9 protein-coding genes are annotated in these 11,917 nt (G+C 71.3%); 4 read left to right on the plus strand and 5 right to left on the minus strand.

Translation table 11 applies throughout. The annotated features are described in order from the left end of the window. Positions 1-240 precede the first annotated feature (240 nt). Together smc and AB0M35_RS03980 are read left to right on the plus strand one after the other, a co-directional pair. Positions 241-3,855, plus strand: a complete 3,615-nt coding sequence (gene smc, locus AB0M35_RS03975; protein ID WP_363741115.1) for a chromosome segregation protein SMC — start codon at positions 241-243, stop codon at positions 3,853-3,855. Then, positions 3,855-4,475: an HAD-IA family hydrolase gene (locus AB0M35_RS03980; RefSeq protein WP_363741117.1), complete on the plus strand. Its 621-nt coding sequence runs from the start codon at positions 3,855-3,857 to the stop codon at positions 4,473-4,475. The genes smc and AB0M35_RS03980 overlap by 1 nt, the downstream gene beginning before the upstream one ends. Before the next feature lie 10 nt (positions 4,476-4,485). Here the strand turns inward: AB0M35_RS03980 and AB0M35_RS03985 are convergent, their stop codons facing one another. The 5 genes from AB0M35_RS03985 to AB0M35_RS04005 form a co-directional block, all read right to left on the minus strand. Continuing rightward, positions 4,486-5,013, minus strand: coding sequence for a DinB family protein (locus tag AB0M35_RS03985; protein WP_363741118.1), 528 nt, complete (start codon positions 5,011-5,013; stop codon positions 4,486-4,488). Positions 5,014-5,121: 108 nt separating this feature from the next. Beyond that, positions 5,122-5,610, minus strand: a complete 489-nt coding sequence (locus tag AB0M35_RS03990; RefSeq protein ID WP_363741120.1) for a universal stress protein — start codon at positions 5,608-5,610, stop codon at positions 5,122-5,124. Positions 5,611-5,614: 4 nt separating this feature from the next. After that, positions 5,615-7,231, minus strand: a complete 1,617-nt coding sequence (locus AB0M35_RS03995) for an MDR family MFS transporter (RefSeq protein WP_363741122.1) — start codon at positions 7,229-7,231, stop codon at positions 5,615-5,617. A 189-nt stretch (positions 7,232-7,420) separates the two neighbouring features. Further along, on the minus strand, positions 7,421-7,861 hold the full coding sequence (locus tag AB0M35_RS04000; RefSeq protein ID WP_363741124.1) for a MarR family transcriptional regulator: 441 nt from the start codon (positions 7,859-7,861) through the stop codon (positions 7,421-7,423). A 106-nt stretch (positions 7,862-7,967) separates the two neighbouring features. Further along, a complete protein-coding gene (locus AB0M35_RS04005) occupies positions 7,968-9,671 on the minus strand; it encodes an alkaline phosphatase D family protein (protein WP_363741126.1) in 1,704 nt (567 codons plus the stop codon). A gap of 150 nt (positions 9,672-9,821) precedes the next feature. Here AB0M35_RS04005 and ftsY point away from each other — a divergent pair, with 150 nt between their 5' ends. Both ftsY and AB0M35_RS04015 read left to right on the plus strand, forming a co-directional pair. Continuing rightward, positions 9,822-11,012 carry a signal recognition particle-docking protein FtsY gene (gene ftsY, locus AB0M35_RS04010; RefSeq protein WP_363741127.1) on the plus strand — a complete coding sequence of 397 codons (1,191 nt, stop codon included), beginning with the start codon at positions 9,822-9,824 and terminating at the stop codon, positions 11,010-11,012. A gap of 6 nt (positions 11,013-11,018) precedes the next feature. After that, complete coding sequence (locus AB0M35_RS04015; RefSeq protein ID WP_363741129.1) at positions 11,019-11,882, plus strand: aminoglycoside phosphotransferase family protein; 864 nt, start codon at positions 11,019-11,021, stop codon at positions 11,880-11,882. Positions 11,883-11,917: the final 35 nt, after the last annotated feature.

Raw genomic sequence — 11,917 nt, forward strand, 5'->3', positions numbered from 1 at the left:
GCCGCCACAACCGAATAGCACCACCGCACAAAGCGCGCCGACACGAAGTGCCGGCGCGCAATTCTGTGCGTAACTGATCGACTTGACCTTCCTGCGCGGAGGTGGAGACCGAACGTCGGTGCCCGCACCGTCGGGTGGGTCGCGTCGCGCGCCGCACCCGGTGCCGGGTTAGTCTGCGGGTTTACCAGGGTCCGCGCAGCCGGGCGACGGTACGGCGGCCACCGGACGAGGATCGAGAAGGTGCATCTCAAGAGCCTGACGGTGAAGGGCTTCAAGTCCTTCGCCTCCGCGACGACGCTGAAGCTGGAGCCGGGTATCACCTGCGTGGTGGGCCCGAACGGCTCCGGCAAGTCCAACGTCGTCGACGCCATCGCGTGGGTGCTCGGCGAGCAGGGCGCGAAGGCGCTGCGGGGCGGCAAGATGGAGGACGTCATCTTCGCCGGCACCGCCGGTCGGGCCCCGCTCGGTCGGGCCGAGGTGACCCTGACCATCGACAACACCGACGGCGCCCTGCCGATCGAGTACACCGAGGTCTCCATCACCCGCCGGATGTTCCGCTCCGGCGAGAGCGAGTACGAGATCAACGGTGACACCTGTCGCCTGCTCGACATCCAGGAACTGCTCTCCGACTCCGGCATCGGCCGGGAGATGCACATCATCGTCGGTCAGGGCCGGCTCGACGGCATGCTGCATGCCAAGCCGGAGGACCGGCGGTCGTTCATCGAGGAGGCGGCCGGCGTCCTCAAGCATCGCAAGCGCAAGGAAAAGGCGCTGCGCAAGCTCGACGCGATGCAGACCAACCTGAACCGGCTCACCGACCTCACCGCCGAGCTGCGCCGCCAACTCAAGCCGCTCGGCCGCCAGGCCGAGGTGGCCCGTCGGGCCGCGGTGATCCAGGCCAGCCTGCGTGACGCTCGACTGCGCCTGCTCGCCGACGACCTCGCCACCCTGCGTACCACGCTGGACAAGGAGATCGCCGACGAGACCGCGTTGCGACACCGGCGCGAGGAGGTGGAGGCCGAGCACACCGAGGTGCAGGCCCGCCTCGGCGAGTTGGAGGAGGCGCTGGCGGCCGACGCGCCGCTGCTGGCCGCCGCCCAGGACACCTGGTACAAGCTCTCCGCATTGCAGGAACGGTTCCGCTCGATCGAGCAGCTCGCGGTGGAGCGGCTGCGGCACCTCAGCGCCACGCCGGACGACGAGCGGCCGGGCCGGGACCCGGATCAGTTGGAGGCCGAGGCCGAACGGGTCCGGGAGCAGGAGGAGGAGCTGCGCGCGGCGCTCACCGACGACCAGATCCGCCTCGCCGAGGCAGTGGAACACCGCCAGGAACTTGAGCGGCAGCTCGCCGCGGCCGAACGGGAACTGGTCGCCGCCGCGAAGGCGATCGCCGACCGGCGCGAAGGGCTGGCCCGACTGACCGGTCAGGTGAACTCGGCTCGGGCCCGGACCACCAGCGCCGGTGAGGAGATCGAGCGGCTCGCCGCCGCGCACGCCGACGCGCTGGCCCGCGCCGAGCGGGCCCAGGCCGACCTGGACGCCGTCGCCGAGCAGTCCACCGAGGCCGACCGCGACAACGCCGACCTGGACGCCCGGCACGCCGAGGCGGTCACCGTCCAGGAGCAGGCGCAGGCGACGGTCCGCACGCTGTCCGACGCCGAACGGGCGGCGGAGAAGGACGCCGCCACCTGGAAGGCCCGCGAGGAGGCACTCGCCCTCGGACTGCGCCGCAAGGACGGTGCCGGTGCGTTGCTGGCCCGCGCCGACCAGGTACCCGGCCTGCTGGGCAGCCTCGCCGGCCTGCTCACGGTCGCCCCCGGTCACGAAGCGGCGCTCGCCGCCGCGCTCGGCGGGCTCGCCGACGCGGTCGCGGTCAGCGGGTTGGACGAGGCGGTCGAAGCGATGCGGCTGCTGAAGATCTCCGACGCCGGCCGTGCCGGCCTGCTGGTCGGCAGCCCGGCCGGTCCGGGAATGTCCGGATCGGCGGACGCACTGCGCCCCAAACTGCCCGACCGCGCGCAGTGGGCCCCCGACCTGGTCGACTGCGATGCGCGGATCCGCCCGGCGGTGCATCGGGCGCTGCGGGACGTGGTGCTGGTCGACGACCTCGCCGCCGCGACGGAGGTGGTCGCCGGTAACTCCGAGTTGCGGGCGGTCACCCGCGAAGGCGACGTCGTCGGGGCGTACGCGGCGGCCGGCGGATCGGCGAAGGCACCCAGCTACATCGAGGTGCAGGCGGCTGTCGAGGAGGCCCGTGCCAATCGACTCGCCGCCGAGGGCACCAGCGCCGATCTGCGCGAACAACTGGTCGAGGCCCGGGCGGCCGTGGCCGAGGCGAAGGAGCGGGTGCAGCATGCCGCCGCGGCGAAGCGGGAGGCGGAAAGTCACCGCAACGCCGCCGCCCGCCGGCTGGCCGAGCTGGGTGCCGCCGCCCGGTCCGCCAAGGCGGAGACCGACCGGTTGGGCGAGTCGCGGGCCCGCGCCGAGGCGGCCCGGGAACGGGACCTGACCGCCCTGGCCGAACTGGAGGAGCGGCTGCGCCTGGCGGAGGCGACCCCGATCGACGCGGAACCCTCCACCGAGGAACGCGACCAGCTCGCCGCGATGGTGCCGCAGGCCCGGCAGAACGAGATGGAGGTCCGGCTCGCGGTGCGTACCGCGGAGGAGCGGGTGGCCTCCATCGCCGGGCGGGCCGACTCGTTGCGCCGACAGGCCGCTGCCGAACGTGCCGCCCGGGAACGGGCGGCGGCGCGGCGGGCGGCGCGGGTCCGTGGCGCGGGCATCGCCCGTGCCGTCGCCGGTGGCGCCCGCGAGGCGTTGACCCGGCTGGCCACCAGCATCGCCCAGGCGGAGGAGCAGCGCGACGCGGTGGCCCGGGCGCGGGCCACCCGCGAGGCGGAACTCCAGGAGGTGCGGGCCGCCGCCAGACGACTGAGCGCGGAACTGGAGCGGCTGACCAGTCAGGTGCACCGTGACGAGGTGGCCCGCGCCGAGCAGCGGCTGCGCATCGAGCAGTTGGAGGCCAAGGCCGCCGAGGACTTCGGGCTGACGGTGGAGACCCTGATCGCCGAGTACGGCCCCAGCCAGCCGGTGCCGCCCACCGAGGCCGAGGTGGCCGCCGCGGAACGCGACGGCCAGCCGGTGCCCGACCCGGTTCGTTACGAGCGGCCGGTGCAGGAGAAGCGGGCCGCCAAGGCCGAACGTGAACTGGCGCTGCTCGGCAAGGTCAACCCGCTCGCGCTGGAGGAGTTCGCCGCGCTGGAGGAGCGGTACAAGTTCCTCTCCGAGCAGTTGGAGGACCTCAAGGCGACCCGGCGTGACCTGCTCACCGTGGTCAAGGACGTCGACGACCGGATCCTGGAGGTCTTCGCCAGCGCCTTCGCCGACACCGCCCGGGAGTTCGAGCAGGTCTTCACCGTCCTGTTCCCCGGTGGGGAGGGGCGGTTGGTGCTCACCGACCCGGACGACCTACTGACCACCGGCGTCGAGGTCGAGGCCCGTCCGCCCGGCAAGAAGATCAAGCGGCTGTCGCTGCTCTCCGGTGGCGAGCGGTCGCTGACCGCGGTGGCGATGCTGGTGGCCATCTTCCGTGCCCGGCCCAGCCCGTTCTACATCATGGACGAGGTCGAGGCGGCGCTCGACGACGTGAACCTGGGTCGGCTGATCACCCTGCTCGCCCAGTTGCGGGAGAAGAGTCAGCTCATCGTCATCACGCACCAGAAACGGACCATGGAGATCGCCGACGCGCTGTACGGCGTGACCATGCGTGGTGGGGTGACCCAGGTGATCAGTCAACGGCTCAACCGGGCCGACGCAGACGACGAGCGGCAGGGCCGCGGCGAGGAGAACGGTTAGTGGCTCGGGAACGCGCGACAGCGCTCCTGGTGGACTTCGACGGCGTACTGCGGCGTTGGGACCCGGCGGTCGCCGCCGGGGTGGAACGGGAGTACGGCCTCTCCACCGGCGTACTCGGCGAGATCGCCATGTCCTGGGGGATGCTCCAGCCGGTGCTGACCGGCCGGGTCAGCCACGCCGAGTGGGTGTCGAGTGTCGCGGACGCGCTGACCCCGTCGGTGGGCGACCCGAGCCGGGCCCGAGCGGCCGTGGAGCAGTGGCAGCGCTACCGCGGCGAGGTCGATCCGCAGGTGCTGGCGTTCATCCGTGAGGTGCGGGCGGCCGGCATCCGGGTCGGCCTGGGCACCAACGCCACCGACCTGCTCGACGCCGACCTGGCCGCGCTGGACCTCACCGAGGAACTCGACGTGGTGGTCAACTCCTCGGTCATCGGTGTCCACAAGCCTGCCAAGGAGTACTTCCAGGCCGCCTGCGTGGCGCTGGAGACCCCGCCGGACCGGGTGCTCTTCGTCGACGACGAGGACCGGGCGATCAACGGGGCCCGGGTGGCCGGGTTGTCGGCGTACCGCTGGAACGGGCCGGACGACCTGCGCTATCTGCGGGCCGCGCTGGCCTGCTGACGGCGGCCGGTCACTCGCCGGTCACCCCGTCGATCGCTTCGCGGATCAGGTCGGCGTGCCCGTTGTGCCGGGCGTACTCCTCGATCATGTGGAGGTAGACCCAGCGCAGGCTGACCTCATGGTTCTTCTCGGCGCGGCGCAGGGTGAAGACCTCGTCCAGGTCGTGGCCGGCGGTGGCCGCGTCGGCGGCCATGGTCTCGGCGCGGAATGCCGCGAAGTCGGCCTCGACGTCGGCGGTGTCCACGGTGTTGAACTCGGCGTCCGGGTCGGCGTCGAAGTCGTACAGCTCTGGTAGGTCCTCGCCGGCGAAACACTGCCGGAACCACGACCGCTCGACGACGGTCATGTGCCGCACCAGACCGAGCAGGGTGAGCGTGGACGACGACACGCTCGCCGTCCGTAGTTGCTGGCCGGTCAGCCCTGCGCACTTGAGCAGCAAAGTGTCACGGTGGTAGTTGAGCCAGCCCTCCAGCATGGTGCGCTCGTCGGCGCGGTAGGGCTCGCTTCGTCGGTCGATCGCCGGTGCTGTCCACGTCATGCCGGTCATCGTGCTGCTCGGGTACGACAAGCGCGAGCGAGTTTGCGGCCTCCGGCGTTAAAAGGGGGCCGCTGTACTACGCCAGGCGTTGACCGGGGGCCCTTCCTTTCAAGGCACGACGACGACGGGCCAGCGGCCGGTGCGGACCAGGCGGGTGGCGACCGAGCCGACCAGGCGGTGCCCGGCCTGCTCGGACGAGCCCACCACGACCAGGTCCGCCCGAACCTCGTCGGCCGCGGCGCACAGTTCGGCGTACGCGTCGCCGCGCCGGCACAGGAAGGTCACCGGTACGCCGAGCTCCTCGGCACTGCGCCGGCACTCCTGGCGCAGGTCCTCGGCCAGTTCGTCATGGCTCTGCTGCACCGTGTCCGCCACGACGTCGGACAACACCGCGGTGTAGGCGGCCGGCGAGCTGACGAAGACCACCACCAGGCGGGCACCCTGTCGGCGGGCCAGCCCGGCGGCGTACGAGGCGGCGCGGAGCGAGGTCCGGGTGCCGTCCACGCCGGCCAGCACCACCCGTGGCCCGTCGGTGCCCCGTTCGAAGGGCACCGGCCGGGCCTGCGGGCCGTACTGCTGACGGTCAGCGGTGTTCATCGGGTCAGTCCCGGGTGCCGGTGCGGATCACGGCGGTCCCACCACCGGCGGCCACCATCGACTCCTGCTCCACCTCGTCGGCGAGCGGGCCGCCGGTGTGCCGCAGCAGCGGTACCTCCTTGATGAACAGGACGGCGATCAGGGCGATCAGTCCGAACGGCGCAGCCGCCAGGAAGATGTCCCCGGCCCCGTGCCCGTACGCGGACTCCACCACGGCCCGGATCGGTGCGGGCAGCACGTGCACGTCCGGCAGCGTCCCACCGCCCCCGGCGGAGCTCGGTACGCCGAGCGCGGCCAGTCCGTCGCTGAGGTAGCGGGCGACGTTGTTGCTGAGCAGGGCACCCAGTGCGCTGACGCCGACCGCGCCGCCGAGGCTGCGGAAGAAGGCCACCACGGAGCTGGCCGCGCCGAGTTCGTGCGGGTCGACCGTGTTCTGCACGGCGAGTACCAGATTCTGCATGGTCATGCCCACGCCCACACCGATCAGTGCCATGTAGACGCTGAGCAGCCAGTACGGGGTGTCTGCCCGCAGCGTACCCATCAACGCGAAGCCGACGGTGAGCAGCGCCGAGCCGGCGACCAGGAAGCGCTTCCAGCGACCCGTGTTGGTGATGATCCGGCCGGCCACGGTGGAGGAGACCAGCAGGCCGAGGATCATCGGCAGGGTCATCAGGCCGGACATGGTGGGGGTGGCCCCACGGCTGATCTGGAAGTACTGGCCGAGGAAGACCGAGGCGCCGAACATGCCCACGCCGACGGCGATGCTGGCCACCACCGAGAGGGTGATGGTGCGGTTGCGGAACAGCCGGGGCGGGATCAGCGGCTCGCTGGCCCGGGTCTCGACCCGGACGGCGGCGGCCCCGAGCAGCAACGCGCCGGTCACCATCACCGCGGTCTGCCAGGACATCCAGTCGTACCGGTTTCCGGCCAGCGACACCCAGATCAGCAGCAGCGACACCGCGGCGGTGATCAGCGTGGCGCCCCACCAGTCAATCTTCACCTTGCGCCGGACGACCGGCAGGTCGAGGGTTCTCTGGAGGACGACCAGGGCGGCCAGGGCGAACGGTACGCCGACGTAGAAGCACCAGCGCCAGCCGAGCCAGGGAGTGTCGACGATCACGCCGCCGATCAGCGGCCCGCCGATGGTGCCGACGGCCATCACCGCGCCGAGGTAGCCGCTGTAGCGGCCCCGTTCGCGTGGCGCGATCATCGTGGCGATGATCACCTGAACCAGCGCGGTGAGACCACCGGCGCCGATGCCCTGGACGACCCGGCAGGCGATCAGTTGACCGGTGGACTGTGAGAGCCCGGCCAGGACCGACCCGAGTACGAAGATCGCAAGGGAAGCCTGGACCAGTACCTTCTTGCTGATCAGGTCGGCGAGCTTGCCCCACAACGGGGTGGTCGCGGTGGTCGCCAGCAGCGTCGAGGTGACCACCCAGGTGTACGCGGACTGACTGCCGTTGAGATCTGTGATGATCCTCGGCAGCGCGTTGCCGACCACCGTTCCGGACAGGATCGCGACGAACATGCCCAGCAGCAGACCCGAGAGGGCCTCCAGGATCTGCCGGTGGCTCATCTGCACGGGGGTCGCTCGGGCGGGGGCGCTCGCCTGAGTCATGGGTGAAGCCTCCAAGCGGAGTGGAAAGTTGCCGTAAGCAACCGTAGGGCTTGGTTGCCTCAAGCAACAACTTTCCTCGGGGGAGGTCTATTCCGCCCCCGCCGCAAGGCCCTCAGCTGGCGTTGTCGCGCCGGAACAGGGATCAATCAGACATAAGTGCTGTTTCGACTCAGGATCGTCGGAACCGGGTCAGCCCCAGGCGTCGTTGAACTGGCGCATCAGGCGGGCGAACTCCTCGACGTCGCGCTGCGGCCAACTCTGTAGCGCCCGGCGGATCTGCCCGAGCCGGGATGCCCGAGCGGCATCGAACCGGCGCTGACCCTCCTCGGTCAGGCTGAGCTGCGCGGCCCGCCGGTCGCTCGGGTCCGGATCCCGGCGTACCAGGCCGAGGGTCTCCAGGCCGTGGATCTGCCGGCTCAACGTGCCCTTGCCGACCCCGAGCCGGGTGGCCAGGTCGGTGAGTCGGATCGCGCCGGAGCGGCGTAGCCAGAGCAGCAGCCCGTACGCGTTCGGCTCCAGATTCGGATGCACCTCGCTGGCGATCTCCCACGAGATGGCCCGACCGCGCCGCAGCAGGGCGGCTAGTTCGTGCTCGATCTCACGCAGACTCTCCGGCAGCTCTTCGTCCACCGCACGAGACTACGAAGCCGGGCCACCTCTTCGCTGGCTGCCCCGCGCTGCGTTGTTAAGAGGGAGCCCTTGTACTACGCCAGGCGTTAACAAGGGGCCCTTCCTTTCACGCGGTCAGGCGGTGGTGGGCGACCTGGCGGAGGAGGCCGTCGCTGGTGGTGCCCTCGATGATCACATCGGCGGTCCGGCTGGCGTGGGTCAGCGTGGCCACCGCGTTGCCGAAGTACGGGCCGGCGAGCTTGCGCCAGCGGACCTGTGGCCGGGGTACCCCGGCGGTGCGGGCCAGCGCTCTGGTCGCCCCGGCCGGTCCGCGGGCCCAGCCGAGTCGCATCAGCGGTCGCATCCCGGCCGGCACCTGGTTGTGGATCGGTGAGCAGGTCAGCTGGTGCACCGGGGTGCGTACGGTCGGGTCGGCGAACCGGACGCGGGCCACGTACGAGTGGTGCACGTCACCGGAGAGCACGTTGATCGACGCCGGGGGCGGGTACGCCGGTCCGGCGCCCTTGCGGTCGTCGGGCCCACCCGGTGTGCCGCCGCCGACGCGGGCGAACAGCGCACCGAGGGCGTCGAATGAGCGGCGGAACGCGCCCCAGTGTTCCAGGTCGAGCCCGCGACGCAGCCGCTCGGCCAGCGCGGCCAGCCACGGCCGGGGCGAGTCGGCCAGCTTCTCGTTCCACGCCTCGACGTGGTGGATGCCGGGCGGCAGCAGCCAGGGCAGGGAGGAGCCGACGACCAGATGGTCGTAGTCACCGTGGACCCGGTCGACGAACCAGGTCCATTCGCCGGGCGGCAGCATCGCCCGTTGACCCGGCTGCAACACCCGGCTGCACCGGGTGTCCAGCATGACCAGGCGGGTGCGGCCCAGGTCGAGCGAGTAGCTCCACTGGTACTGCACCGCGCGCCATCGCTCGGTGTCGTGCGCCAGATCGGCCTCGGTGTCCACCCGCCGGCCGAACTCGCGCAGCACTCCGGTGGCGTCCTCGGCCGTGGTCACCTTGGCGAAGATCGGATCGGCGGCGATCTCGTCGGGGGACAGATTGCCCAGGTGCTGGTACACCCAGTAGGAGGCCAGTCCGCTGGCGATCCGTTCGGCCCACCAGGGCTGCTCGCGCATGCCCTCACGCCAGGATGCCGAGGTGTTCCAGTCGTCGATGATCTCGTGATCATCGAAAATCATCACGCTCGGCACGGTGGAGAACAGCCAACGGATCTCCGGGTCGGCCCAGGACTCCAGGTAGAGCTTCGTGTACTCGTCGAAGCTGACCACCTGATCGCTGGGCGCACCCGCCGGGCGCCGCCGCCGTCGGCGCAGCAGGCGCTTCACCGTCGGTGAGGTCTCGTCGGCGTAGACCTGGTCGCCGAGCAGCACCAGCAGGTCCGGTAGGGCTGCCGGGTCCGGGTCGGCCAGAATCCGCCGGGCGTACGCGTCGAGCGCGTCCGGGGGCAGCTTGCGGGTGGTGGCGTGCTGGGTGGTCTCCCGGCAGGAGCCGAAGAGCAGCCGCACCGGCTGATCCCGGTCGTCGGCGGCGCGGGTGCGGATCACGCTGGGCGGGAAGCGTCCGTCGGGCAGTGGCCAGACCACCCGGTCGTCGACGAACACCTGGTAGGTCGTGGCGCTGTCCGGGGTGAGCCCGTCGACCACCACCAGCGCATAGTGGTGGTCGTACGCGGTGAACGTGTTCGCCGTGCCGGTGGCGCCGCCGGCCGTACGGACGGTGACCACCGCCGGAGCCGTGGTTTCCACCCAGACCGTGGCCCGCGTACCGACTACCCGACGCAGCAGTGGGCCGATGAGCAGCTCGGCGGGCATGTGGGACCTCCAGATGAGAGTGTTTCAACCTCTACTACCCGGCCGGCGGTCGCACCACTGCTGGCTGTGGCCGAGACTACCGCCGTGCCTCGCGGGGTGCGCGGGAGCGGTGGCTGAGACGCGGTCGTCGGCATCTGACAGGATTTCGGCATGAAGGAATACCTCCTCATCGCTCTGGCCCTGCTCGGTGTGCTGATCCTCGGCGGCATCGGGTTGGTCGTGCCGAAGCTGCGCCGGCGGCCGGAACCGCCGCTGCCGCGTACGGAGGTCGATACCCGGACGGAAGAGGACCTCGCCGGTCCGCCGGTGCAGGCACCGGAGGCCGAGTTGTCCACCGGCGTCCTGGTCGAGCCGCCGCCGGTGGTGCAGGCCCCGGTCCCGACCGTCGAGGTGCCCGAGCCGACCGCCGGTCGGTTGGTCCGGCTGCGGTCCCGGCTGTCGCGTTCGCAGAACGCCTTCGGCAAGGGGCTGCTCGGCCTGCTCAGCCGCGACCGGCTCGACGAGGACGTCTGGGAGGAGATCGAGGACAGCCTGATCACCGCCGACGTGGGGGTCGACGCCACCCGCGAGATCGTCGACCGGCTGCGGGAGCGGACCCGGGTGCTGGGCACCCGCTCGGCCGCCGAGCTGCGCGCCCTGCTCGCCGCCGAGCTGGTCAACGCGCTCGACCCGGCGCTGGACCGCTCGCTGCGCACCACACCCAAGGAGGGGGTGCCGGCGGTGCTGCTGGTGGTCGGGGTCAACGGCGCCGGCAAGACCACCACCTGCGGCAAGATCGCCCGAGTGCTCATCGCCGACGGCCGCAGCGTGCTGCTCGGCGCGGCCGACACCTTCCGGGCCGCCGCCGCCGACCAGTTGGAGACCTGGGCCGGGCGGGTCGGCGCGGAGACCATCCGCGGCCCGGAGGGCGCCGACCCGGCCAGCGTCGCGTTCGACGCGGTCCGGCGGGGCATCGACACCGGCGTGGACACCGTGCTCGTGGACACCGCCGGCCGGTTGCAGAACAAGGTCGGCCTGATGGACGAGCTGGGCAAGGTCAAGCGGGTGGTGGAAAAGCACGGCCCGATCGACGAGACCCTGCTCATCCTCGACGCCACCACCGGGCAGAACGGCCTGGAGCAGGCCCGCGTCTTCACCGAGGTGGTCAACGTCACCGGGGTGGTGCTCACCAAGCTCGACGGCACCGCCAAGGGCGGCATCGTGATCGCCGTACAGCGCAAGCTCGGTATCCCGGTGAAGCTGGTCGGCCTGGGCGAGGGCCCGGACGACCTGGCGCCGTTCGATCCTGCGCAGTTCGTCGACGCGCTGCTGGGCACCGAAGCCCCCGGGCCGACCGCGTAACCTCGGGTGACCAGAGACAACCGCGCGTACGCGGGCTGGCGTGACCCGAGCCACCCGTCGCAGCGCCTCGGGAGACCGTACGTGACTTCGCAGGAAATCCCCCTGCACGGCGGGAACGTCAGCACCGTGGTGCGGGTCGGCGACACGGTCCGGCGCAACGCCGGGCCGTGGACGCCGTCGGTGCACGCCCTGCTGCGTCACCTGGAGTACGTCGGGTTCACCGGTGCACCCCGGGCGCTCGGCATGGACGAGCGCAACCGGGAGGTCCTGTCGTACCTGGAGGGGGAGTGCGGGGAGTACCCGCTGGCCCCGCACTGGGTCACCGACGAGGCGCTGGTCACCGTCGCCACCATGCTGCGGATGTTCCACGACGCCCAGTACGGTTTCGCGCCGCCGGCCAACGCGGTGTGGCGTTCGTTCGGGCCGCCGCCACCGGACACCGAGGTCATCTGCCACCACGACGCCGCGCCGCACAACGTGATCTGGCGGCCGGACGGCACCCTCGGGCTGATCGACTTCGATCTCGCCTCACCCGGTGCGCGGATCTACGACGTGGCGTACGCGGCCTGGACCTGGGTGCCGATCTTCTCCGACCGGGACTCGATCACCCTGGGTTGGAAGCATCCGGACCGGCCGCGCCGGTTGCGGCTGTTCGCCGACGCGTACGGGTTGATCCCGCGCGACCGGCACCGGCTGATCCGGACGATCCGCAAGCGGATCGTCGACCATGTCGAGGGCATCCGCCGGATGGCCGCGGCGGGGGAGCCGGCGTTCGTCCGGATCGTGCACAAGGGTCACCTACGTCGGCCGATGCGGGATCTTCGACTGCTCGACTACGAGCGGCATGCCCTGGAGTACGCCCTGCGGTGACCCGTCGGGGGATAGACCGGCACCAAACAGCCGAT

Source organism: Micromonospora sp. NPDC051196 (genome assembly GCF_040682415.1).
Classification (GTDB): domain Bacteria; phylum Actinomycetota; class Actinomycetes; order Mycobacteriales; family Micromonosporaceae; genus Micromonospora.

Coding starts and splice junctions, on each gene's coding strand:
- AB0M35_RS03990 (WP_363741120.1), bottom strand. CDS start 5,610: ATGAACACCGCTGACCGTCAGCAGTACGGCCCGCAGGCCCGGCCGGTG.
- AB0M35_RS03995 (WP_363741122.1), bottom strand. CDS start 7,231: ATGACTCAGGCGAGCGCCCCCGCCCGAGCGACCCCCGTGCAGATGAGC.
- AB0M35_RS03985 (WP_363741118.1), bottom strand. CDS start 5,013: ATGACGTGGACAGCACCGGCGATCGACCGACGAAGCGAGCCCTACCGC.
- AB0M35_RS04005 (WP_363741126.1), bottom strand. CDS start 9,671: ATGCCCGCCGAGCTGCTCATCGGCCCACTGCTGCGTCGGGTAGTCGGT.
- ftsY (WP_363741127.1), top strand. CDS start 9,822: ATGAAGGAATACCTCCTCATCGCTCTGGCCCTGCTCGGTGTGCTGATC.